This is a genomic window from Mucilaginibacter rubeus (genome assembly GCF_003286415.2).
Classification (GTDB): domain Bacteria; phylum Bacteroidota; class Bacteroidia; order Sphingobacteriales; family Sphingobacteriaceae; genus Mucilaginibacter; species Mucilaginibacter rubeus_A.
This window is the reverse complement of the sequence record NZ_CP043450.1, coordinates 7,187,467-7,212,852: the sequence shown is the minus strand read 5'-3', so window position 1 is coordinate 7,212,852 and position 25,386 is coordinate 7,187,467. Positions and strand designations below refer to the sequence as shown.

Sequence of the window (25,386 nt, the reverse complement as noted above, 5' to 3'; positions counted from 1 at the left end):
CTTGTTCATTAGAACCTTAGGTCAACCCAGTGGTGGCTTTCGTTTGTAAGTACCAGGATTAAACCGATTATAAATATAATTGGGATTACTAAAGAAAGGATCAACCCCATTTTTTCAAACTTCAAGTGCATAAAGTATGCAACTATATAAAATGCTTTAAACAAAGTTAAAACAATGTATACAGGGTTAGCATATTTCAAAAGCTCTGGGTGACTTGGAACTATAGCAAGCGCGATGATAAACTCAATACAAGTAATAAAGGTTAGTATACCGGCTACTTGCCATATACGCTTTTTGCTCATTGATTCGTGCTCACCATCGTGGTGAACTTCGTGCGATTCTGCTGACATATGTAAATGTTTTAAACTAAGTAAAAGAATGTAAATACGAATACCCAAACAAGGTCTACAAAGTGCCAGTATAAACCAACTTTTTCAACCATTAAATAACTGCCGCGTTTTTCGTATGTGCCCATCAACACGTTAACCGTGATGATAATGTTAATAATAACACCCGTAAATACGTGGAAACCGTGGAATCCTGTGATGGTAAAAAACAGGTTAGCAAACTCCTGAGAAGTCATATGCTGCACAGCCTCGGTACCACCCGTGAATAACTTTTTAAGCTCTTCTGCAGGAGGAACACTTCCCCACCAGAAACCTTCATGATGTAAATGGCCCCACTCCAACGCCTGACAGCCAAGGAACATGAAACCACCAATAACTGTAGCTATCATCCAACCTACAACCTCGCTTTTTGCGTTACGGTGACCAGCCTCAACAGCTAATACCATGGTAACAGAACTTGCAATGAGGATGAAGGTCATTAAACCCACAAACACCAGTGGTGCACCGTGATCAACTAATCCCGGTACTGATTGAAAAACCTTATCAGCACCTGGCCATACGCTTGCACTGAAACGTAATGAACCATAAGCTATCAATAATGATGAAAAGGTGAACGCATCCGAAAGGAGGAAAAACCACATCATTATTTTTCCGTACTCCACGTTGAACGGGGATCTTCCTCCCGACCAGGGCGAAGTTTTTACTTCGTCAATTTGTGAAACTGTTGTACTCATCTGTACTAATCTATGGGTGTATTAATTATGATTCAAAAGTAAAAAAACATACAGATAAATCCATATAATATCGAGAAAATGCCAGAAAATGGAGGTTAATTCCATCTTAAACATGTTCCGTACCTGAGGGATATTACGGTATGTACCTATAAGTGTATTTATTAGCAATAACAGCGCCGCAAAAATGTGAACCAAATGCGCGCCTACAAAAACGTAAACAAACGAACGTGAAGCATTAGGATCAACAAAATAGATCTGCATTTTGTATGTTAACACATAGCAGGCGTAGATCTGTAAGGCAAAAAATGCCAAACCTAAGCCCAATGTGATCCATAAATACAGTTTCTGTTTATCAAACTGCAATGCTTTTGCAGCCCTTGAGGCCAAAAACAACGTACCGCTGCTTAATACAATAACAATAGTGCTATACAAAAACGACTGAGGCATGATCACGTTTAAACCGTGGCCGCTGCCACCGGCATAAACAATAAAACCACTGGTAAATGCAGCAAAAAGCATAAAGGACGTGAATATGAAAATCCACATGTTAAACTTTTTGGCACCCAGGTTAAGCCTGTCGTTATCTTGTTCCATCCTTGCCATCATCTCACTTAACTATAAAATCTACTAAAAACATTATCTGAACTACCGGCAGGTAAAAAAACGAGCCGAACATTAATTTGCGGGCCTCAGGTATTTGCCTGGTACGCAACAGCATGAATGACTGGTATAAAAATATCAGGCTGCATATAAGTGACACGCCTCCTACCCAGTAACCACCGTAACCATAAATGGTTGGCAACAAACTCACTGGTACTAATACGATGGCAAATATAAACGTAATTACCGCACTTGTTAAATCTCTTTTGCCCGATGGCAGCAACCTAAAACCAGCCAGCTTATAATCATCATCCAAAACCCAGGCAATAGCCCAGAAATGAACAAACTGCCAGATAAACTGGATCGAAAATAAAATTATCGCGATCTCATCTATCCTTCCGTGTACCTGCGCGGCCACATAACCTGTAAGTGGTGGCAAAGCACCGGGAATAGCGCCAACAAATACCGCTATCGGCGATTTGCGTTTTAACGGCGTATAGGCAAAGGCGTACAATAATATCGAGAATACTGATAATAAACCTGTTAACAGGTTTAAACTACCCAGCAGGTAAGTACCAGCCATACCCATACCTAAACCTAATACCAATGCCTGGCCTGTAGTCATTTTACCGGAAGGGATCGGACGGTCCATGGTGCGCTTCATCAGCTTATCCAGATCTTTTTCGATGATCTCGTTAAAAGCATTTGCTGCTGATGTAACCAAAAAACCACCAATGATTAGTTTTATCCAATCAATCCAAACGATATGACCGTTTGCACGGCTTCCGATTAAAAATGATATTGATGCCGAAAACACCACCAACGAGGTGAGCCTCGTTTTAATTAGTTTCGAAAAATCAGCCCATTTCATCTGCTTACCTCCCTACCCTTAACACCTTGAAATAAATTCAAAAGCAAATAAAATTGTGCCCCAAATATTAAACTCGCCAATACGATATGCGCGGCCTGGGCAACCGGCGGCAAAGCGAGGTATGATAACAAAATCCCGGTTACTATCTGTAGCGTGATCATTAAAAATGTAAAACTCATCAACTGCTGTTGAATAGAATGCCTATTAAAGCCTTTGCGGATCAAAACAAATAAAGCTACGTTAAGCACCAATACCAGGATAGCTATATCCCTGTGATGCTGAAATATCTCGCCGGCGTTAGTGATCCAATCTTTGCGGTAACCGCCCTGAAAATGGTTAGCAACCGCATCTATCTTCTCCCTAACTTCAGTACCGAATGCGATCTGCAGGATACTTACAAAAACTGCTGTAAGTGTTATGATGTAAATCAAAGGCGTTGAACCCGCAGTTTTCTTTCCGGAGATCTTAGCAACATGATAAGTATAAATACAAATCGCTAAAATGGCCAGGGCTAAAAGCATATGTACAGTAACTATCCAGGCTACTAAATTGGTCGATACCACAATTGAACCTAACCAAGCCTGAAATCCAACCAAAACAAGATTGAATATGCTCAGAATTGCTATCCTTTTATCTGTTTTCCAATAGCTAAAAGAAAATACAACCGAAAGCAACAGAAAAAAACCGGATAACGCACCAACTAAACGGTTGATATATTCCGTCCAGGTTTTACCTGCGTTAAAATCTTCAGGGACAAGGATAGAACGGTCTTCGCGGATACGTTTAGCCAAGTCGCTATAGCCAAACACATCAAGTGTTTTGGCAAAACGCTGGTTTTTCTCCAGGCGTTTGGCAACGTATTTTTGCTTGTAATCTTTTGGGAGATCGCTTATATCGGTTGGTGGGATATACCTTCCGAAACATTTTGGCCAGTCGGGGCATCCCATACCTGAACCTGAGCTACGTACAACACCACCGGCAAGAATCAAAACAAACAGCAGAACAATGGTTGTAATATTGATCTTTTGAAACCTATTTTTTGCGGCTGTGCTCATCTAAAATATTTCTAAAAATTTAGGGTACCTGCCAAGCCGGAAGTTCCAAGTAGTAAGTTCTCAGTTGTTAAACTTCGTACTTAAAACTTCCGACTTAAGACTTAACTGGTACCCTAAAAGATCAGATAAGTATTAAAATTATTTTACTTGTTCGTTTGCTTTCAGCGTACTTGTAAACTTGTTCAGTTCTTCTAAACCTACAGGATTATCTTCAAAATCGTGAGGTACGTTTGAGCTCATTGTTTGCGAGTAAGGAACAGTTTGAGGGATGTAATCCTCTTCTGCACCCGGTTTGCTGTAATCATATGGCCAACGGTAAACAGTTGGAATTTCGCCTGGCCAGTTGCCATGCAGGTGCTCAACAGGAGTAGTCCACTCTAAAGTATTTGACTCCCATGGATTTTGAGTTGCTTTCCGTCCTTTGAAGATTGATACAAAGAAGTTATAAAGGAAACCAAACTGTGTAAGTGCGGCGATAATAGCAGCCCAGGTAACAAAGGTGTTAATGGTTAACCATTTTTGCATTGAAGCAAACTCGGTGAAAGCATAGTACCTACGTGGCACACCGTCAAGACCCATAAAGTGCATTGGGAAAAATACCAGGTAAGCACAGATAAATGTTAACCAGAAGTGCAGGTAACCTAATTTCTCGTCCATCATACGGCCGAACATTTTAGGGAACCAGTGGTAAACACCGGCAAGCATACCAAATATAGCTGCAGAACCCATTACTAAGTGGAAGTGAGCCACCACGAAATAAGTATCATGTAAGTTGATATCTAATGCAGCGTTACCCAGGAAGATACCTGTTAAACCACCAGAGATGAAGAACGACACCATACCGATAGCGAACAACATAGCAGGTGTAAACCTGATGTTACCGCGCCAAAGTGTAGCTAACCAGTTGAACGTTTTTACCGCCGATGGTACTGCGATGATCAATGTAGTAATCATGAACACACCACCCAGGAACGGGTTCATACCGGTAACAAACATGTGGTGGCCCCATACGATGAACGACAATACTGTAATACCGATCAAAGAGTAAACCATCGCATGGTAACCGAAAATAGGTTTACGTGAATTTACCGACATGATCTCAGACGAGATACCCATCGCAGGCATAATTACGATATATACTTCCGGGTGACCTAAGAACCAGAATAAGTGCTGGAACAGGATAGGGCTACCACCTTCAAATGGTTGCTGTACGCCGTTTAATACGATATCAGATAAATAGAAGCTTGTACCAACGCTACGGTCAAATATCAACAATACTACACCGGCAACTAAAACCGGGAATGCAAGGATACCTAAGATAGCTGTAAGGAATAATGCCCAGATAGTTAAAGGCATTTTCCAAAGGTCCATACCTTTTGTACGCATGTTTAATACGGTACTTACGTAGTTGATACCACCCATTAATGATGATGCTACGAACAATACCATACTGATTAACCATAAGGTCATACCTTCGCCAGAGCCCGGCATTGCTTTGGGCAATGCAGATAATGGCGGGTAAATTGTCCAACCACCACTGGCAGGGCCTTTTTGTACAAAGAATGATGACAACATGATAACGCTGGCTAAAAAGAAGAACCAGTATGAAAGCATGTTCATGAAAGGCGAAGCCATATCACGCGCACCTACCTGCAATGGAATTAATAAGTTGGCAAAAGTACCGCTCAAGCCGGCAGTTAATACGAAGAATACCATAATGGTACCGTGAATGGTAACCAATGCCAGGTAAAAATCGGGGCTGATACGACCGTTAGGAGCAAAACGACCTAACAAAGTAGTTAACAGCGGGAATGTTTTATCAGGGTAAGCAAGTTGGATCCTAAACAGGATTGACAAAATCATTGCGATAACCGCCATAGTAATACCTGTGATCAGGAATTGCTTGGCAATCATCTTGTGGTCCATGCTAAATACATATTTAGACAGGAATGATTGGTCATGGTGATGTTCGTGACCGTGTTCGTCGTGGTGTGTTCCTGCGTGGTCGTGAACTGCTAATGTTGACATATCTATCTTTCTTATCTTTATTAATTATTTAACGCTATCCTATTTGTTGAAGCACCGCTCTGCTCGCTGTTTGCTGCTGCAAAATGAAGCTCTTTTCTTAAAGCGTCATTCAGGTAAGGCTTTTGCCTTGACAGCCATGACTGATATTCGGCTTCGGTAACAACACGTACAACTTTTTGCATGTTGTAGTGGCTTCCACCGCATATTTTGTTGCAGTAAAGGGTATATTCAAATTTAGGATCGTCCAATTTAGTCCGCATTTGAGCGGTAGTAATAGTTGGGGTAAATTTAAAGAAGGTTGGCAAGCCAGGTACAGCGTTCAATTGAACCCTGAAGTGAGGCATGTAAACACTATGGATCACGTCCTGAGCAAGGATATTCAACCTGATTGATTTATTAACCGGCAAATACATAGTATCAACCTTTAAGTCATCAAAGCTGCTTTTCTTTTTGAAGTTAACACCCAGGTTATTTGCACCTGTAACCAAACGGAAATCTTTAGGGCCCAACACACCATCTTTACCAGGGTAACGTAGTTCCCAGGCAAACTGGTGACCGGTTACGTCGATGTTGATATCGTCCTTAAGGTTTTCGCTGTTCATGATCTTCTGCCAGGTAAAGAAACCAAATACTACCAGGATAGTAAGTACGATAGCCGGAGCAATTGTCCAAACTTTCTCGATGGTGTTATTGTGAGGCAGGAAGTGCGCACGACGTTTATCAGAATGACGGTACCGGAACAGGAATGTAAACAGCAGGATCTGGGTAACGAAAAACACTATCATTGTTAAAACAGTAGTGACGGTAAACATCTCATCTATTTTAACACCGTGAGCTGAAGCAGCTTCTGGTAAAGTCATGCTGCCTTGTTCGGTAAATGACCAGTAAGAACCATAAAGACCAGCAAGAAGGAAGATGATACAGATCACCGCCATGATGTTGTTCCATTTGATACCTTTTTTACCCTGCATTTTCAGGGTAAGATCATATATCTTAAGGATTTTGCCAACAATAGCAATACCTAAACAGATCAGGAAAAATATAGCTACATAATATGCTACCCCGGTCCAGTCAACCTTAGGGGCTTCCTCCTGTGCCGCACCTGCGGCCGCAGTTTGCGCCATCAGCAGGTTTGTGCCCAGGAGCATAAACGCAGCGAAGAACGATAGTAATTTTTTAGAATTTATTAGTTTTCTGAATCCCATTTTAGTAAGCTGTTTGGTATTCTGTATTTTGGTGCAAATGTAATAATTATTATATGTGATGATGAAGGCTTTCCTGCAAGAACGGGTGTTTTTTAGGAACAAGCGACTTGAACTTGGTTAAAGCAGTCATCGCTGTGAAAGTAAATAAACCACCGAAACCTACGAATACGCCTATCTCAATCGGGCCAATTTCAGTTAACCATGATGAAGTTGGGCCAACTGTACCAGGCATGATCATCATAAAGTAATCTAACCAGTGACCAACAATCAGGATGATACACATAATCTCAACTGTACGATAGATACGTTTAGAGTCACGTGACATCAACACCAATAACGGAGTAAGGAAGTTAACAACAATGTTAATCCAGAACCATGGCTTAAACTCTGGCTCCCAACGTTTAAAGAAGTAAACAGTTTCTTCAGGCATGTTAGCGTAGTAGATCAACAAGAACTGAGCAAACCATACATAAGTCCAGAAGATAGAAAAACCGAAGATAAATTTGGTTAAGCTATGCATATGGTCTTCACTAACCCATTCAAAATAACCGATACGTTTCAACCTGATCAATGTAAGCGTGATAACCGATAAACCGCTTACCCACATGGCAGCAAAGTTATACCAGCCAAACATTGTTGAAAACCACTCAGCTTCTAATGACATGATAGTATCAAAAGCGTAGATAGGAGTAGTAAAACCAAAGATCACCAGGAACAAGCATGACATGTTAAAGCTCCTTTTGTAGTAGAACATACCGCCCAGATCATCTTCAGCTTCTGAATATTTAGCTAATAAACGACCGAATATGCAATATGAACCAAGGAAACAGATCAAACGGATCACAAATCCTACTTTGTTCATGTAACCTGCTTTACCAGCGATGATAGCATTATAGTTTTCGCTGTGAGGATCAGTAACGCCAACAGCAGCCCAAATTTTATATAAGTAAGGGGCAACAACCTGCTTACCTTCTTCGTTGGTTACTGTATGTGTTAATGAAAACCCTGCAATTACTACCAAAATGAGGGTAACTGCTGCAATCGGCAAAACTTTACCGAAAGCCTGTGGGATCCTGATCATTGATGCAGACCAACCTGCCTGAGCTGCATATTGTACGGCGCAAAAGAAAATACCGCACATACAAACCGCTGCAAAGTAGTAGGTCATCAGCAATAGGTTGGCAAAAGTACGCTCGGTGTAGCCAAGCGCGAAGCCACCAAGTATGGCAACCAAACCAATCACGATGCATATCAAGCTCCATGTTTTGGCTTTGCCGACAAATTCGTATTGCCCGTCAAAATTATTATGAGTCTTCATTAATATCTTTTTCTTATAAGGTTTGTAAATGGTGAACATACATGATCACTTTCCAGCGTTCTTCGGGAGCAAGCTGAGAAGCGTATGAACCCATAGCATTTACACCGTAAGTAATGGTATGATAAATTTTACCGTCTGTAAGGTCTTTCATGTTACCACCGCGTGATGACTGGCCTTTTGAATATGATGGAGGAGCCGGATAACCGTGCTGAACCACCAATCCGTCACCCTGTCCGTTAACACCATGGCAAGGAGAGCAGAAATGCTCAAACAAAATCTTACCATCAGCATAGTTAGCCTGGGTTTGCGCCAATACTGATTTAACCTCTACGCTGGCTAATTCATAACCTTCTTTGGTATTTGGATAATCAAATTTGGTAAAGCCAACCGGGATTGTTCCGGCAGGTGGCAACTGAGCCGTTTTACCATCTTTGAAATTGTTATTTTTTTGATCCGGATCGTATGCTAAATGCTCGTACATATTAGGTGCATACTCCCAACCGGTACTCCTTTTATCTTTGCACGATGTAAAAATTATCGAAGCAGCGATAACGGTAACTATTGTTCCTAATATTTTAATTTTATTCATAGCTAACATATTTTCTGTCGTTATGCTTCACTTCTGTAGCACCCGCTTCTTTTAGTAAATTAGTTATATCCTCGTGTGGAATGTTTCCTTTAGCGTTAATGGCAATTACAAACTTGTCATCTGTCGCTCTTAAGTCCATTACTCTTGGCGTACGGCCCGGGAACAGGTGTGACGCGAAGAAGAACGTAAATGTCATACCAAAAGAAGTCCATAATACCGTCCACTCAAATGTAACCGGGATAAAATCGGGGATAGCGAAAAAGTTTTTACCACCGATGTTAATAGGCCAGTCATGAACAAGCATATAATACACCATTGAGAACATGATCGTGCCACCTAAACAGCCGAACATAAATGCTGCATAACCAAGACGCGAATCCTTAATGTTCAGTTTAGCCTCAATACCGTGGATAGGCATAGGGGTGTAAACATCATAAATTGGTACGCTGTTCTTTTGCAGCTTATCAATCCCGTGCATCATTTCATCGGGATCATCAAAAACGCCTAATATATATTTAGTGCTACTCATTATAGTATTATGCTTTTAAGTATTCAGACTGGTTAACACTATCAAATTTCTCGAGTGAAGCGATGTAGAACTCAGCCTCAGCCGGCTCAACATGACCTTCGTCCATAAGTTTCTTCTTAGCTTGCTCGCTTGAGCTTTTCAGCAACAGTTTCACCTCGGCCATAGCCACTGAAGGTAATACCCTGATGAACAACAGGAACATGGTAAAGAATACACCAATTGAACCGATGAACACGCTCACATCAACCCAGGTTGGATAAAACATAGCCCAGCTTGATGGTATAAAGTCACGGTGCAATGAGGTAACGATAATTACGAAACGTTCGAACCACATACCGATGTTAACCACGATTGACAATACCCATGACAACGGAATGTTGGTACGGATCTTTTTGAACCAGAACAACTGTGGCGTAATTACGTTACAGGTCATCATGCTCCAGTATGCCCACCAGTACGGACCGGCGATACGGTTTGCGAAAGCATATTGCTCATACTCATTTTGTGAGTAGAACGCGATGAACAACTCCGTTAAGTAAGCCACACCTACTATCGAACCGGTTAACATGATGATCTTGTTCATCGATTCGATGTGGAACATGGTGATGTAGTTTTCAAGTCCTAATACTTTACGTGCGATAAGCAACAGGGTTTGCACCATGGCAAAACCAGAGAAGATCGCACCGGCAACGAAGTATGGAGGGAAGATGGTGGTGTGCCATCCTGGTTCCAACGAAGTTGCAAAGTCCATGGATACAATGGTGTGTACCGAAAGTACCAGTGGGGTTGAAACACCGGCCAGGATCAATGATACTGTTTCAAAACGCTGCCAGGTTTTAACTGAACCTGTCCAGCCGAATGACAATACCGAATAGATACGGCGGCGAAGACCTTGTGCACGGTCACGGATAGTAGCGATATCAGGCAATAAACCAGTATACCAGAATACTAATGAAACCGAGAAGTATGTTGAAATCGCGAATACGTCCCAGATAAGTGGTGAGTTCCAGTTTACCCATAATGAACCGTACTGGTTTGGTAACGGTAATGAATAAACAGCCATCCATGGACGACCCATGTGAGCGGCGATATAAGTAGCCGCACAAATTACCGCGAAGATTGTCATCGCCTCGGCCGAGCGGTTAATGGAATTACGCCAGTTTTGACGGAACAGTAACAATACCGCAGAGATAAGCGTACCGGCGTGACCGATACCTACCCACCATACGAAACCGGTAATGTCCCAAGCCCATCCTACTGTTTTGTTCAGGCCCCACTCACCAAGACCGAACCAGAAAGTCCAGCTGATCGCGAAAACCCAAAGTGAGGCGCCAAGCGAAGCCACACTAAAACCGATCCACCAGGCTTTACCCGGCATATTTTCTACAGGGCGTAATACATCATTCGTAATTTGTCCATACGTGATGTCTTTACCCGTAATTAACGGTTCCCTTATTATTGATTCACTATGAGATGCCATATATCTTAATCTCTGTATATAAAAATTTATGCCTGAGCTTCAGTTTCTATTATATTTCTAACTTTTGTCTGGTAACCGATACCTGGTTGTACGTTAAGTTCTTCAAGCACGTAGTAAGTTCTTTCACTTGCAAGTGCTTTTGAAACTTCAGAGTTAGGATCATTCCTGTTACCGAACACGATAGCGTTGGCAGAACATGTTTGCTGACAAGCCATTTTGATTTCGCCGTCTTTAAGCGGGCGTTTTTCAATTTTAGCTTTCAGTTTACCAGCCTGGATACGTTGGATACACATTGAACATTTTTCCATAACACCACGGAAACGTGTAACCACGTCTGGGTTAAGTACTAATTGTGTATGCTCACCTTGCAGGTAGTTATCAAAACGTGCATCGTTCCAGTAGTTGAACCAGTTAAAGCGACGTACTTTGAACGGACAGTTGTTAGCGCAATAACGTGTACCTACGCAACGGTTGTAAGCCATGTGGTTTAAACCTTCTGATGAGTGAACGGTAGCTAATACCGGGCACACAGTTTCACAAGGCGCGTGATCACAGTGCTGGCAAAGCATTGGCTGGTGAACAACCGATACATTGTCAAAGTTATCAAGCTTATCAATTTCCTTTTCTTTAGTAACCGCTTCTTCGCTGTTACCATGGTCATTGTAGCTATAGTAGCGGTCGATACGGATCCAGTGCATTTCACGACGACGTGAAACCTCATCTTTACCTACAACCGGGATGTTATTTTCTGCAGAACATGCAACCACACAGGCACCGCAACCGGTACAAGCGTTAAGGTCGATAGCCATTACCCAGTCATAAACAGGGCGATCATGGTTATCCCAAAGTGATTCGGCATTGTAATCTTTACGGCCATGTTCGTTACCGCTACCTGCTGCAGGGTTCTTTTTGTATTCAACAAAAGTAGCCTCGCGGATCACGCTCCTGCCCTCGTATGAGTGGTGGGTTTGTGTTTGAGCAAGCGGCGATTTGTAACCAGCCGATTTGAAAGTAGCTACCGCAGCAGTTTGGAAAGTACCATTGCTTAAGCTAAAGAATGGGAAAGCGTTTTTACCAACGTTGTTACCAACCGGACCAGCATTTGTACGGCCGTAACCTACAGCTACTGATAAAGTACCCTGAGTTTGACCTGGTTGAGCCAATACCGGTAACTCAACTGAATAACCGTTAGCATCAATTTTGATCACATCACCTTCCTCCAGTTTCAATTTCTTCATATCAGAAATTGACATGGCAGCGAAGTTATCCCAGGTAACTTTTGAAACCGGGTCAGGAAGCTCCTGTAACCAAGGGTTGTTACCGCGTTTACCGTCGCCGATAGCCTGGCTTACATAAAGCTGTAACTCAAATTTGTCGCCGTCAGCAGCAACTGCTTTGCTTTGAGTTAATATTTTTTGAGTTACACCGGCAAGATCAAGGCTAAAGTTGTAAGCACCTGCTGCTGCAGGAGTAGCTACAACCATACCTGCTTGTAATAAAGCTTCCCAGCCTTTTTGACCAGACAGGCCGCCTTTTGCTAACAAGCCTGAATCCCAGGTTTTGCGAACGTAGGTGTAGTAATCTTTTATAGGATTTTCCATCCAGGCCAGTAAGCTATGCTCTGCCTGACGGGTGTTGTAAACCGGGTTAATAGCCGGCTGAATTACAGTATAGTAACCTTCAACAGCGTTAGCATCACCCCATGACTCAAGGTAATGGTGGTTTGGCGCGTTAACAGTAGCCAATAAAGCTGTTTCGTCGGCATGATCGGCAAATGATACCGATAAACGAACGTTTTTAAGAGCAGCTTTGAATTCGTCGGCTTTGTAGTAATCGTAAGCAGGGTTAGCATTCAGGAATAATACCGCGCCAACATCACCACGTTTTACTTCGTTTACAAACTCAACAAATGCAGCATCGTTACCAGCGTATTGTTTTGATGGGTTATCAAGATCAATAGTAGTACCGTAGCTACCTAATAAAGAGTTGATGGCATTTACCAATACTTGTGTAGCAACATCATTTGAACCGGAAACTACTAAGGCTTTACCTTTTGCAGCAACTAATTCTTTAGCAGCTAACATAATAGCGGTATCAACTTTTTTGCTGCCGGTTGCTTTTGAACCTGGCAAAGTAGTACCCGCAATAGCATTGTATAAGTTGATCAATGCAACACCAATTTCAGATGGTTTGGTAGTGATACGGGCATCGGCGTTAGTACCGGTCATGCTCATACCAGTTTCAAACTGAATGTGGCGGGACATTTTTTTGTTAGCAAGTGATTTGCTGTTACGGTTAGATACGTACTGACGTGTAAATTCTTCGCCAGAGATCCAGGTACCTAAGAAATCAGCACCAAAGCTTACAATTACATCGGCCTTATCAAAGTTGTAGTGCGGCAATACTGCTTTACCAAAACTGTTTTGATTGGCCTGGATGATACCTGTATATGATACCGTATCGTAATTGATATGTTTAGTAGTAGGGTATTTAGCTACAAACTCAGCAATAACCGCTAAAGTTGAAGGGCTGTACACAGTTGAAGTAACCAAACGGATACCTTTACCTGAAGCGGCAACCGCGGCAAGCTCTTTCTTAATGTAAGCGTCTGTTTCTTCCCAGCCGGCCTCAACGCCTTTAATACGAGGGCCTTGCAAACGGTTTACATCATAAAGGTCAAGTACAGAAGCCTGGGCCTGTGCACTTAAACCACCTTTTGAAAATAAATCGTTAGGGTTACCTTCAACTTTGATAGGACGACCTTCGCGGGTTTTAACCAGGATAGCCTGACCTTCGTAGCTTGAAGTATAATAGTTAGCCACACCCGGGGTAACCTCTTCAGGCTTAATCAGGTATGGAATTGATTTATGCACAGGTACTTTTTGACAAGCCGCCAATGTAACTGCACCAACACCAAAGCCAAGCGCCTTTAAAAAGTCGCGACGTGGAGTTTTAGATGACAAACCAGATCCGCTAAGCACTTCCTCGATAGGAATTGGCTCTGCAAATTCGTTCTTATTTTTCTCAACAAATTCTGGTGTTCTGTTTAGTTCTTCTAAACCTTTCCAGTATTTTTTATTGCTGTCCATTTAAGCTGTATAAACTGTAATGCTAAAATTCTTTTTATTAATAGTGACACTTACCGCACTCGATACCACCCAATACGGCGGCTGTAACTTTCTCACCTTTCTTGATCTTATCGTGTGCAGCCAGGATGCTGTCATAGTAAGCATTGCCTTTACCGTTAACTTCGGTACGTTTGTGGCACTGGATACACCATTTCATGGTAAGCGGAGAGTATTGGTAAACCTCTTTCATTTCCTGTACCGGACCGTGGCACTGCTGACATTTAATACCGCCAACTTTTACGTGTTGAGAGTGGTTAAAGTAAGCTAAGTCAGGCAGGTTGTGGATACGTACCCACTGGATTGGTTTAGCCTGGGTGCTGTCATACTTCTGTGTTTTTGGATCGTAACCCAAAGCGTCATAGATCTTGTGTATCTCTTCCGACTCAGTTTTAACAACTTTGTGGCAGTTCATACATACGTTCAATGATGGGATAGAAGCATTTTTTGACTTGTATGCACCTGAGTGACAGTACTGGCAATCAATTTTCATGATACCGGCGTGTAACTCGTGTGAGTATTTAATTGGTTGTACCGGCTGGTAGCCCTGATGTACGTTGGTGTTCCATAAAGAAACCCAACCCCAGCTGCACATAGCAACAGTACCTGCAACCAATATAAAGAATACCAGTTTTTTGTTTTTAAGGATCTTGGCGATGAACTCTTTTTTAGCATCAACCGCAACAGCGCCATCTGCAGTAACTTCGTCCTCGATAACAAGGTCTTTGTTTTTAAGCAGGATACGCTCCAATGAACCAACTACCCTGTTTAATACCAGGATAACGATGAACGCGATAACGATGATACCGATCAAACCGAAAACAACCATATCACTTGGTCCGCTTTCAACTTTGGCGCCAGGAGCAGCAGCACCGGCAGCTGGCTTAGCCTGATCTTCTTTCCATGTGTTACGAACGTAGGTAATGATGTTACCAACATCGGCATCGCTAAGGTCAGCGAATACGGTCATGCCCGACTGGTTGTACTCATTGTAAATTTTGAGTGCCTTAGGGTTTTTAGCAGCAATTAATGCCTGGTTGTTCTGGATCCACTGGATAAGATATTTATCATCAGTTTCTTCAGTAAGTTGCGGGCCTAATGCCGGACCAATTAAGCGGCTTTCGATTTTGTGACAGGTAGTACATTTTGACTTGAAAATGGCCTCGCCTTTAGCAGCGTCAGTCTGCGCGTACGCATTAGATAAACTCCAAAAAGCAAACCCGGCAATCAGTAAAACCGACCTTGAGAATTGTTTAAGAATCAATGAGAAACTTCTCATACAGTGTATTTATGCTAAATAATTTTTATATTAATGATGGAAACTGTTGTAAGATGTATGTTTCATCGGATAATTACAGGCACAAAAGTATAATTTTATACACTATCGGTGACACATAAATGACACCAACCTATAATTTATAATCGTTCTAAATAGACAAAAAACCGCGTTTAAACGCTGCTAAATGCATATTAATGTCATTTGACATTTTTTTGGACTAATTACAATCCAACTTTAATTATAAAATTTTATCTATTGTTTTAGTAACCAGGCAAAAATAAGTGGTGCAACAATGGTTGCGTCGCTCTCTACTATAAACTTAGGGGTATGGATGTCAAGCTTGCCCCAGGTTATTTTTTCGTTAGGTACAGCGCCTGAATACGAACCATATGATGTGGTTGAATCAGAGATTTGGCAGAAGTAGCTCCAGAAAGGAACATCATGCATCTCCATATCCTGGTAAAGCATAGGTACAACACAAATCGGGAAGTCGCCCGCTATACCACCACCTATCTGGAAAAAGCCAATGCCTTTGCCTGATGAATTTTTAGTATACCAATCGGCCAGCCATGCCATGTATTCAATACCGCTTTTCATGGTTGATGCTTTAAGCTCACCTTTAATTACGTATGAAGCAAAGATGTTGCCCATGGTTGAGTCTTCCCATCCCGGTACAACAATTGGCAGGTTCTTTTCGGCAGCAGCCAGCATCCATGAGTTTTTAGGATCTATCTCATAGTATTGCTCCAGCTCGCCGCTTAATAATATTTTGTACATGTACTCATGCGGAAAATAACGCTCGCCACTGTCATCAGCATCTTTCCAGATCTTGTGGATATGTTTTTGCAAACGACGGAAAGCTTCTTCTTCCGGGATACAGGTATCAGTAACACGGTTGTAATGATTTTCAAGCAGGTCCCACTCTTCCTGAGGGCTCAGGTCGCGGTAGTTAGGTACCCTTTTGTAATGTGAGTGCGCTACAAGGTTCATGATATCCTCTTCAAGGTTGGCACCTGTACATGATATGATAGCAATTTTATCCTGGCGAATCATCTCGGCCAGCGAAATACCCAGCTCGGCTGTACTCATGGCACCGGCTAAGGTTACCATCATTTTACCGCCTTCTTCAAGGTGTGTTTCATAGCCTTTAGCTGCATCCATTAATGCCGCGGCGTTAAAGTGCAGATAATTTCTTTCAATAAACTGCGAAATAGGTCCTCTTGTAGTGCTCATAATATTTCAATAAAATTTCTGCGCAAAAGTAGACATTTTAGTTAAATTGAATTTTAAATGAAACTTTATCTTTTTATAACTATTTCGTTCTGAAATTGTCATCCCTTCCCCCCTACCCTCATCCTTATATTGTCATCCTAATTTTAAAATATTGTTGGCAGAACCTTATACGCCAAAATGGGTTATATTAGCCACCGTAAACACCTATGAAGAAACTCGTTACCTTATTGCTTTTGTGCGCTATTTCAACCGGTGCCTTTTCGCAAATATCCCGCGTTGTAAAGCGGATGTATTTTGATAAAGATACCACACGCAAAAGCAGCTTTGTTATATTACCCGTTTTAAGCTCGGCCCCTGAAACCGGCCTTGAAGTTGGCGGCGCAGGATTGCTTTCTTTTTACACCGATACATCCAAACTCAATACCCGCGTATCTAATGTTTTTGCCTACGCTACTATAACCACCAAAGGTCAAAGCCGTTTAAGCCTTACCAGCAGCTACTGGACTCCGGGCAACACCTATCACCTTACGGCAGGTGTGAGTTACATCAACTTCCCCTTTGATTTTTATGGCATTGGCAATAATACCTTAAAGGCCAACTCCGACAGGATTGGTCAAAAACGTTTCAAGGTAAACTTTGCAGGCGAAAAAAAGATCACCGATAATTTATACGCAGGTATAAACGCCGGTGCATGGGACTACCATTTCAGTGATGATGATAAAACCGGTATATTTTATACCGATCCGCGAGTTGAAAATCGCGGAGGCGGGCCAAGCGTATATATAGGCCCTACCATTACATTTGATAACAGAAACAATAACACTTACACCACCAAAGGCCTTATTATAGGTGCTTATTTCCAGGCTATACATGGTATGTTTGGCAATAACGATTATAAAGGAGGTTTCTTTAATATCGAATATTCGCAGTTTTTTTTACTTGCGCCTAAATGGGTACTCGGCCTTGATGTGCAGGAGCAAAGCCTTACCGGTTCTGCTTCGCCATTTTATTTACTGCCCGATCTGGGTAGCGACGAACTGATGCGGGGTTATTATAACGGCCGTTTCCGCGACCGCAACATGATAGCCGGACAAGCCGAACTACGCTATCGCCTAAGCAACCGTATAGGCTTCGCAGGATTTGTTGGCACCGGCGAGGTTTTTAAAAACAGCTTCAGTTCTTCCGAACTAAAACCAAACTACGGCGGCGGCCTCCGTTACTTTTTTGATGTTCAAAAAGGCCTCGCTGTCCGTGTAGATTATGGCGTAGGTCAGAAAATCCCTAACGAAAAAAGATTAACCGGATTTTATATTGGATTGGGGCAGTCGTTCTGATGTTGTCTGTCAGAACTCGAATTAAACGAATTTTTAGAATTCATCGAATGCCGCTTTCTTCTGAATTCCATTTTTTTCAGAATTCTGCCCATTCAATTAATTCGTTTAATTCGAGTTCAGACATAAGCTATCAATACCTCACCCTAAAATCTTCCCTACTCATCCCCGGTTTAAAAAACACCATCCCGATAAAATACAGATCGATAGTAACCCTAACCTGTTGATTTAATTTAAGCTGCTCCCATGATTGTTTGGTTGCGGCGTTGCGATGGATGTTTGTAAATATTAAAACGGTATCGTCATGAACAGATGGCATAACCTTTTCAAGATAACTGGCAGGGTTTTGTTTCAATGCATCTGCCAGGATCATGTCAGCCTGACGAGTGCCAGATGTTGAAGATGAAATACCTTGCGCTTCGGGGTTAGCTTGTTTGATAACAAACGCTGTGATGTAATCCTCTGTATCAGCTAATAATATCGTTTGGGGCTTAAAGTAAACAGCAAACCGATAAAGCAAACGGTAAAATTTTAACGGTAGTGTATTTATCACACTCTTGTCAGAATGTTGCTTCCGGCAGGTTTCTTTGATATCACGGTACACTTTTTGGGCAGTATAATCGTAAATAACCGTATCAATCAGCTTGTAAACAAATGGAGAGTGTATACCATGCCTGTTATTGGCCAAAAAACGGTGCCGCAGGTAACTAAGCCCATACCTTATATTATACATCGCTGTAAAAATAGAAAAGGTTTAGTATTTTAGCATTACAGTGTATGATAAATCCAACTGAAGTTAACTCATTGATCCGTCTGCTGGATGATCCGGACAGCGGCATTTATGAACATGTGTATAACAAATTGTTTTCATATGGAGCCGAAGCTATCAGCTATCTTGAGTCGGCTTTTGAACAGGCTTTTGACCCTATTTTACAGGAGCGTATTGCCAATCTGGTACACGAGATCCAGTTCAGCAGCCTTAAAAACGACCTAAAGCTCTGGAACCAAAGCGGCGCGTTTGATCTGCTACAAGGCATCCTGATCATTAACCGTTACCAGTACCCCGATCTTGATGAGCAAAAGATCATCAACCAGATAGAGGCCATTAAGCGTGATATCTGGCTGCAGATGATGAACGAGGCCAGTCCGAAAGAGCAGATCAAGCTCATTAACCATGTATTTTACAACATCTACGGTTTCAGCGGCAACACCTCCAATCACCTCGACCCGCAAAACAGCTACCTGAGCCAGGTATTGGAAACCAAAAAGGGTAATCAGATTTCGTTAGCCATCATTTATTCTATCATAGCGCAAAAACTGGATATCCCCGTATATGGCGTAAACCTGCCGCAACATTTCATCCTGGCCTATCTGGATGAAAGTATGCAAAGCGAATTTGAAAGCGGCATCCTGTTTTACATCAACGCTTTTAACAAAGGTTTCCTGTTTGGCCGACGCGATGTGGATATGTTCCTGAAGCAGCTTAACCTCAAATTTGATAAGCAATTTTACGAGCCCTGCTCCAACACCGATATCATTAAACGTGTACTCCGCAACCTCATTAGCGCCTATGAAAATCTTGGCTCGGCAGATAAGGTAAGAGAGTTGAATGAGTTGCTGGAGATAATGGATGCCCCCTCCGGGGAGTAAGTTAGTAGCGGCAGTTTTTAGTGGCAGCAGCAGTGATTAGCAGCAGACTTTAGTAGCAGCAGCAGACTTTAGTAGCAGCAGCAGAGATTAGTAGCAGACTTTAGTAGCAGCAGCAGTAATGTCTATTAATACAATTATTGTATCATTAAAAATAACTGCTATTCAAGCCTGCTACTGCTACTAAAAAACAACTGCCACTCGCCGCAGCTACTGCTACTAAAAAATGACTGCTACTCGCTACTGCCACTGCAACTAAAAAAGCAAACCCATCACACCAGAAACCGGTTTCATCCCATTTATTTATTCAGTAGTATTGTGCATTATACCTTGCGGGCATAATTCAAAACACTATGAATGATCTGCTGAAAAAAAACCTGAATCTTGGCAAATTGAATTTTGGGCCGCAACCACCATTTATGCTTTTGCACTTATACTGCTGTTAACCAAAGTTGCCGATAGTAACTACAAAGAAATATGGACCCCATACAGGTACATGTTTAACAATTACCACTTACATTATTCGTACTCTAAATTTTATTTTTTCCCGGAAGTGTTTAGGTATACCGGATACTATGGTGCCTTTTTACTTTGGAACTTTGTTATCATTCCGGCCTTAGCCGAAAAACGGCGCATTGCGTGGCACATCATTTTAGGCTTGGCTCTCCTTACTGCGCTTTGGGGCCTGTTCGGTATAACCGATACATGGTTAAAGGGCTACTTGTTTTATCACAAATCTGCCGATTATGTATATAACCTTGTTTTCAAAACAAACGTGTTATATGCTTTATGGGTGATGATGATGCTTACTTTTTACAGCATGATCAAGTATTCGGCGAATTTCCTGTTAAGTAACGTAGATAAAATACAAGCCAAATACAGGGTGCTTACCCACGATTGTATTATAGCGATTGTGATTTGCATGATCGTTGCCTTTATGATGGCGCTTGCCGATTTCCCGGTTGAGTTGATCACTACTTTCGTAATTATAGCACCGGTAGCTATAGGCATTTACGCCTTGTCTTTTTACAGTTTAATACCGCAAACGTTGGCCAAAAATCGCGGCATCTTTAACTACCTGCTTAAAACCGCAGGTGTCATGTTGCTGATCAGCATCCCAATAGGCATTTTAACAAGCCTGATATTTGAATCATCGGAGCCAACATTTATTGTTGGTGGATTTAATTGCGGTATACAACTGCTTATTACAGGCCCCTTTGCCTGGATAGTTTACAAACGCAAAATGGCCGGCAACCAGGAAATCACTTATTTAAAAACCGCACTCGGCCGCTCAACAGCAGATCTGGACTTCCTTCGCTCACAAATTAATCCTCATTTCCTGTTTAACGCGTTGAATACTTTGTATGGTACCGCCTTGCAGGAAAATGCCGAACGCACCGCTGAAGGTGTGCAGCGCCTTGGCGATATGATGCGCTTTATGCTACAGGAGAACATGCAGGAAAAGATACTGCTGGTACGCGAAATCGATTACCTGAATAACTACATCGCCCTGCAAACGTTACGCACCCAAACATCACCAGATATCAGCATTGTTCTGCAGATTGAAGAACACATAAACGCCTTGCAGATTGCCCCTATGTTGCTGATCCCTTTTATCGAAAACGCCTTTAAACACGGCATCAGTCTGCGCCAACCATCGCATATCAACATCAGCCTGCAAACCAAAGAAAACACGCTTTACTTTGATGTGCATAATAGCATCCACCCAAAAGTGTTTAACGATACCGAAAAATACAACAACGGCATTGGCCTGGAAAATGTGAAACAACGGCTGATACTCCTGTACCCTAACAAACATGAATTGGTGATCCGCGAAAGCGCCAAAGATTTTTTCATACATTTAACCATACAACTACAATAAGCTTTGATTACCGCCATAGCCATTGATGATGAACCGATAGCGCTTGATGTGATCCGTTCGCATGCCGCCAAGGTGCCATTTCTTGACCTGAAAGCCGAGTTTACTGATGCCTTTAAAGCCATGGATTACCTACAGCGCGAACAGGTAGACCTGCTGTTCCTCGATATTAAGATGCCCGATATATCGGGCATCGACCTGTTAACGTGCCTCAACAAAAAGCCGCTGGTTATATTCACCACTGCTTACACTGAACATGCTGTAACCAGTTTCGAGCTCGACGCGGTTGACTACTTATTAAAACCCTTCGCGCTTACCCGGTTTATAAAAGCCTGTAATAAAGCCTACGAGCTTTACAATTTCAGGAACACTGCCGATGTTAAGGATTACATTTTCCTGAAAACCGGTTACGACCAGGTACGTGTTAATTTTGATGAGATCTATCACCTGGAAGCAACAGGTAACTATGTCAATTTTATGCTGAAGGATAGCAAAGTGATTACCCGAATGACCATTACCGAAGTTGAAAGCCTACTCCCTGCCGAAAAATTTATCAGGATCCATCGGTCGTTTATTGCCGCTGTAAGTAAAATTGATAAGATAGAACGTCACCAGGTAACGATTAATGGCTTTATGCTGCCCGTGGGCGGAGCTTATGTACAGAATCTGGGGATGATTAAATAATATATTCGCTTACACTTGCATCAGATTTACGAAGTTTTAAAAACTTCATAAATCTTAAATATACCCGGCAATCATTACCTTTAGTTCATGCAACAACGTGAACTTATCATCAGCAATTATGTAAAGGCCTATAACAATTTTGATGTTGAAGGCATGCTTAAAGATCTTGCCCCAACTGTAAAGTTTGAAAACGTATCAAACGGCGATGTAAACATGGAGCTTAATGGTATTGAAGCGTTCAGGAACCAGGCTGAACAGGCTGCAAGACTTTTTGAGCGCCGCGAGCAAATTATCCGGTCATTTAAGCATACCGGCAACAAAACCGAAATAGAAATTGATTACAACGCCATTATAGCCATCGACCTGCCGAACGGCTTAAAGAAAGGTGATGAGATGAACCTGAAAGGGCATTCAATTTTTACTTTTAACGAGGATAAGATTATCGGGATAATGGATATTAGTTAATTCGCAATTGGAGTTAAAGGACCAATACTTTTCACCACGTCATCGCGAGGAACGAAGCAATCCCCAATGAGCAGAGCAGCTAAGCATATTCGCCCTGTAAAGTCGGGGATTGCTTCGTACCTCGCAATGACGCCTTTTTTGTTTATTCCACCACCAGCTTCTTCAGCGTTATTCCAATAGTCGCTGTCTTTCTTTTCACTGCTGCTCCATAGCTAAAAGCAATCTTGTACATCTTTTTTGATTTGATCCAGTTGACGAACTTGGGATCGCACACCGCGTTCAGTTTATAAACATATTGCTCGGGCTGGGGCTTAACCTCAGACACCGCTATGTAGATAGAACCGGGCGTTTTGCAATCTGCCGGAGCATCAACATCACCCTGCTGATCGGCTACGAGATATACCGCAATGCTCAGCGTTTTATGATCGGTATATACATAACGCTTTTGCAGGTTATTTAAAACGTAGGTAAGATCCTGGTTAGATACGTTTTTGAACTTGATGGACTGGGCAATAACATTAAAGCAGGCACCAGCAATGAGTAACACTGCTAACAGTATTCTTTTCAACATAAAATGATCATTAAGGTCGAACTTCGTACTTTTTAAAAAAAGACTGTTTACCTCAACAATAAAATCAGCCTACTGTTTTCACAGCAGAAGAAAATTACTTACCCTCAATTATTTTCCGCCTAAAAAGCCATTCTCTTCCAGCCATGAGGCAGCCCATTCAAACCACTTGCCTTTGTTTTTAGAATTGTTCATTCCAAAACCGTGGCCACCTTCCTGAAAAAGGTGCATTTCGGCTTTCACTTTGTTTTTTAACAGGGCGTCATAAAATAACAGGCTGTTTTGTACCGGCACTACGGTATCATCTTCTGCGTGCACCAAAAATGTAGGTGGGGTATTAGCCGTTACCTGTTTCTCGTTCGAGTACAGCTCAAGCTGCGCTGCCGATGGGCTTTTACCTATCAGGTTTTCCCTTGAGCCAACGTGGGCATATTCGCCAAAAGAAATTACAGGATAGATCAGCATCATAAAATCAGGACGTACGCTGATGTTCTCTTTATCTTCAATAACCGGTTTATCAAAATGGGTTCCTTCAGTCGACGCCAGGTGTCCGCCTGCTGAGAAACCGATGATACCTATTTTTGATGGGTTGATATTCCACTCTGTCGCGTTTTTGCGCACAGTATAAATAGCCATTTGCGCGTCCTGCAGCGGACCGATAGATTTATCAGCCATGATATCATCGCTTGGTAAACGGTATTTTAACACAAAAGCCGTTACGCCAATTTCCGCAAATGCCCGTGCTATCGCCTTGCCTTCGTGATCAGAAGCCAGTCCGGAATAACCACCACCCGGGCAAACAACAATAGCAGCGCCGTTTGCCTTACCTTTTTCTGGCAGGTAGGGCGTAAGTGTTGGTTCCGTCACCATCGAGATCCAGCTTCTGTCGTCAGTTTTTTCGACATAAGTTGCCGGAGCTTTTTTTGAATTGGGAACGCCCTTTGGATAAAGCGGCATCGGTTTTTCCTGCGCGAAGGAAGCAAAAGTTATGGCTGTCAATGCAAAGGCTGATAAAATGGTTTTCATATTTATTAAAGGCAAATTGGATCTGTCCAAAATACAATTAATCTGCCTAAAACAAAAAACGGAGTATCATTTCTGATAACTCCGTTTTATAATGTCTAAACTAACAACGTCATTGCGAGGAACGAAGCAATTCCATACTTTACAGGGCAGACCTGCTTATCGGGGATTGCTTCGCTCCTCGCAATGACGCTTTATAATATTAACCTTTTCCTTTTAACTCTTCGGTCCGCCAAATTCCATGAGGTAGGCTTTCAGGAAGTCATCAAGATCGCCGTCAAGTACTGCAGCGGCATTTGAGGTTTCGTGATCGGTACGCAGGTCTTTAACCAGTTTGTACGGATGTAAAACATAGTTGCGGATCTGTGAGCCCCATTCAATTTTCTTTTTATTACCTTCAATGGCGTTGGTCAGCTCCATACGTTTGCGCATCTCAATTTCATATAACTGAGACTTCAGCAAGCGGATAGCATTATCCTTATTCTGTAATTGCGAGCGCGACTCCTGGTTCTTAATAATAATACCCGATGGCTTGTGATACAAACGAACGGCGGTTTCTACCTTGTTTACGTTCTGGCCACCCGCACCGCCCGAGCGGAAAGTTTCAAACTCGATATCGGCAGGGTTTATTTCAATTTCGATGGTATCATCAACCAAAGGATAAACGTATACCGAAGCAAATGAAGTGTGGCGTTTAGCGTTAGCATCAAACGGAGATACACGCACTAAACGGTGTACACCGTTTTCACCTTTCAGATAACCGTAGGCAAACTCGCCTTCCAGCTGCAGGGTAACGGTTTTTACGCCGGCTACGTCACCTTCCTGGTAATCCTGTTCGGTTACTTTATAGCCGTTCTTCTCGCCCCACATAATGTACATACGCATGAGCATACCGGCCCAGTCGCAGCTTTCGGTACCGCCGGCACCGGCCGTGATCTGTAACACCGCGTTAAGCTGATCCTCTTCGGCCGAGAGCATGTTTTTAAATTCAAGCTCCTCAACCGCTTTTATAGCTGCATTATATTGCTCCTGCATTTCGGCTTCGGTAGCATCGCCTCCCTGATAAAATTCAAAAAGTACGCCGGCGTCATCAACAACAGCTACTACTTTCTGAAAAGCATCTGTCCATACTTTTTTTACCTTGATGGATGCGAGTACCTTTTCGGCTTCTTTAGGATGGTCCCAGAAATGCGGACCGATGGTTATTTCCTGTTCTTCTTGTAATAGTTCCAGCTTCTTATCAATGTCAAAGATGCCTCCTCAGGGAAGTTACTCTATCCCTTAAATCCTGAACTTGTTCTTTAGTCATACGGCAAATATATGTAATTTGAAAAATTGCTATAAATAAAAAGGCCTGCAAATTGTTAAGCAATCAGCAGGCCCATTCATTAGGCAG

The 25,386-nt window shown here is 42.2% G+C and carries 23 protein-coding genes; 5 read left to right on the top strand and 18 right to left on the bottom strand.

Annotated features, from left to right (window positions below; translation table 11 throughout):
* Nucleotides 1-8 precede the first annotated feature (8 nt).
* From DEO27_RS29570 to DEO27_RS29505, 14 genes are all read right to left on the bottom strand, one after another.
* Nucleotides 9-350 (bottom strand): cytochrome C oxidase subunit IV family protein, encoded by a 342-nt coding sequence (locus DEO27_RS29570; protein WP_112574708.1) that lies wholly within the window; start codon nucleotides 348-350, stop codon nucleotides 9-11.
* 11 nt (nucleotides 351-361) lie between these two features.
* The gene (locus tag DEO27_RS29565) at nucleotides 362-1,081 is read right to left on the bottom strand and encodes a cytochrome c oxidase subunit 3 (RefSeq protein ID WP_112574709.1); all 720 of its coding nucleotides are present in this window, start codon (nucleotides 1,079-1,081) and stop codon (nucleotides 362-364) included.
* Between the two features lie 21 nt (nucleotides 1,082-1,102).
* A complete protein-coding gene (locus tag DEO27_RS29560) occupies nucleotides 1,103-1,687 on the bottom strand; it encodes a heme-copper oxidase subunit III (RefSeq protein WP_317132975.1) in 585 nt (194 codons plus the stop codon).
* Between the two features lies 1 nt (nucleotide 1,688).
* Nucleotides 1,689-2,552, bottom strand: coding sequence for a heme o synthase (gene cyoE / locus DEO27_RS29555; RefSeq protein ID WP_112574710.1), 864 nt, complete (start codon nucleotides 2,550-2,552; stop codon nucleotides 1,689-1,691).
* The gene (locus DEO27_RS29550) at nucleotides 2,549-3,607 is read right to left on the bottom strand and encodes a COX15/CtaA family protein (RefSeq protein ID WP_112574711.1); all 1,059 of its coding nucleotides are present in this window, start codon (nucleotides 3,605-3,607) and stop codon (nucleotides 2,549-2,551) included. Before DEO27_RS29550 ends, cyoE begins: the two co-directional genes overlap by 4 nt.
* A gap of 138 nt (nucleotides 3,608-3,745) precedes the next feature.
* Nucleotides 3,746-5,635: a cbb3-type cytochrome c oxidase subunit I gene (locus DEO27_RS29545; protein ID WP_190295272.1), complete on the bottom strand. Its 1,890-nt coding sequence runs from the start codon at nucleotides 5,633-5,635 to the stop codon at nucleotides 3,746-3,748.
* Nucleotides 5,636-5,655: 20 nt separating this feature from the next.
* Complete coding sequence (locus DEO27_RS29540; RefSeq protein WP_223818082.1) at nucleotides 5,656-6,840, bottom strand: cytochrome c oxidase subunit II; 1,185 nt, start codon at nucleotides 6,838-6,840, stop codon at nucleotides 5,656-5,658.
* A gap of 49 nt (nucleotides 6,841-6,889) precedes the next feature.
* Entirely contained in the window at nucleotides 6,890-8,158 is a 1,269-nt protein-coding gene (locus tag DEO27_RS29535; RefSeq protein ID WP_112574713.1) for a quinol:cytochrome C oxidoreductase, read from the bottom strand.
* Between the two features lie 13 nt (nucleotides 8,159-8,171).
* On the bottom strand, nucleotides 8,172-8,756 hold the full coding sequence (locus DEO27_RS29530; protein ID WP_112574714.1) for a c-type cytochrome: 585 nt from the start codon (nucleotides 8,754-8,756) through the stop codon (nucleotides 8,172-8,174).
* Entirely contained in the window at nucleotides 8,740-9,276 is a 537-nt protein-coding gene (locus tag DEO27_RS29525; RefSeq protein ID WP_112574715.1) for a DUF3341 domain-containing protein, read from the bottom strand. Before DEO27_RS29525 ends, DEO27_RS29530 begins: the two co-directional genes overlap by 17 nt.
* A gap of 7 nt (nucleotides 9,277-9,283) precedes the next feature.
* On the bottom strand, nucleotides 9,284-10,756 hold the full coding sequence (gene nrfD / locus DEO27_RS29520) for an NrfD/PsrC family molybdoenzyme membrane anchor subunit (RefSeq protein WP_112574716.1): 1,473 nt from the start codon (nucleotides 10,754-10,756) through the stop codon (nucleotides 9,284-9,286).
* A gap of 26 nt (nucleotides 10,757-10,782) precedes the next feature.
* Complete coding sequence (locus DEO27_RS29515; protein ID WP_112574717.1) at nucleotides 10,783-13,845, bottom strand: TAT-variant-translocated molybdopterin oxidoreductase; 3,063 nt, start codon at nucleotides 13,843-13,845, stop codon at nucleotides 10,783-10,785.
* Between the two features lie 37 nt (nucleotides 13,846-13,882).
* Nucleotides 13,883-15,160 (bottom strand): cytochrome c3 family protein, encoded by a 1,278-nt coding sequence (locus DEO27_RS29510; RefSeq protein ID WP_112574718.1) that lies wholly within the window; start codon nucleotides 15,158-15,160, stop codon nucleotides 13,883-13,885.
* A gap of 252 nt (nucleotides 15,161-15,412) precedes the next feature.
* On the bottom strand, nucleotides 15,413-16,393 hold the full coding sequence (locus DEO27_RS29505) for a deoxyhypusine synthase family protein (RefSeq protein WP_090530168.1): 981 nt from the start codon (nucleotides 16,391-16,393) through the stop codon (nucleotides 15,413-15,415).
* A 206-nt stretch (nucleotides 16,394-16,599) separates the two neighbouring features.
* On the opposite strand from DEO27_RS29505, the gene DEO27_RS29500 reads away from it, so the two are divergent.
* On the top strand, nucleotides 16,600-17,727 hold the full coding sequence (locus tag DEO27_RS29500; protein WP_112574719.1) for a polymerase: 1,128 nt from the start codon (nucleotides 16,600-16,602) through the stop codon (nucleotides 17,725-17,727).
* A gap of 130 nt (nucleotides 17,728-17,857) precedes the next feature.
* Here DEO27_RS29500 and DEO27_RS29495 read toward each other — a convergent pair whose 3' ends face one another.
* Nucleotides 17,858-18,457, bottom strand: coding sequence for a hypothetical protein (locus DEO27_RS29495; protein ID WP_112574720.1), 600 nt, complete (start codon nucleotides 18,455-18,457; stop codon nucleotides 17,858-17,860).
* 44 nt (nucleotides 18,458-18,501) lie between these two features.
* Here DEO27_RS29495 and DEO27_RS29490 point away from each other — a divergent pair, with 44 nt between their 5' ends.
* From DEO27_RS29490 to DEO27_RS29475, 4 genes are all read left to right on the top strand, one after another.
* Nucleotides 18,502-19,374 (top strand): transglutaminase-like domain-containing protein, encoded by an 873-nt coding sequence (locus tag DEO27_RS29490; protein WP_112574721.1) that lies wholly within the window; start codon nucleotides 18,502-18,504, stop codon nucleotides 19,372-19,374.
* A 550-nt stretch (nucleotides 19,375-19,924) separates the two neighbouring features.
* A complete protein-coding gene (locus DEO27_RS29485) occupies nucleotides 19,925-21,253 on the top strand; it encodes a sensor histidine kinase (RefSeq protein WP_223818081.1) in 1,329 nt (442 codons plus the stop codon).
* A gap of 3 nt (nucleotides 21,254-21,256) precedes the next feature.
* Entirely contained in the window at nucleotides 21,257-21,934 is a 678-nt protein-coding gene (locus tag DEO27_RS29480; RefSeq protein ID WP_223818080.1) for a LytR/AlgR family response regulator transcription factor, read from the top strand.
* A gap of 87 nt (nucleotides 21,935-22,021) precedes the next feature.
* Entirely contained in the window at nucleotides 22,022-22,399 is a 378-nt protein-coding gene (locus DEO27_RS29475; RefSeq protein ID WP_112574723.1) for a nuclear transport factor 2 family protein, read from the top strand.
* A gap of 142 nt (nucleotides 22,400-22,541) precedes the next feature.
* Here DEO27_RS29475 and DEO27_RS29470 read toward each other — a convergent pair whose 3' ends face one another.
* The 3 genes from DEO27_RS29470 to prfB form a co-directional block, all read right to left on the bottom strand.
* Nucleotides 22,542-22,970: a hypothetical protein gene (locus DEO27_RS29470; protein WP_112574724.1), complete on the bottom strand. Its 429-nt coding sequence runs from the start codon at nucleotides 22,968-22,970 to the stop codon at nucleotides 22,542-22,544.
* Between the two features lie 108 nt (nucleotides 22,971-23,078).
* Nucleotides 23,079-23,993 carry an alpha/beta hydrolase gene (locus DEO27_RS29465; RefSeq protein ID WP_112574725.1) on the bottom strand — a complete coding sequence of 305 codons (915 nt, stop codon included), beginning with the start codon at nucleotides 23,991-23,993 and terminating at the stop codon, nucleotides 23,079-23,081.
* 213 nt (nucleotides 23,994-24,206) lie between these two features.
* Nucleotides 24,207-25,299, bottom strand: a protein-coding gene (gene prfB / locus DEO27_RS29460; protein WP_112574726.1) for a peptide chain release factor 2 whose coding sequence is annotated in 2 segments (ribosomal slippage) — nucleotides 24,207-25,238 and nucleotides 25,240-25,299 — 1,092 coding nt in all. Because the reading frame shifts where the segments join, the coding sequence is not laid out codon by codon here.
* Between the last annotated feature and the right edge of the window lie 87 nt (nucleotides 25,300-25,386).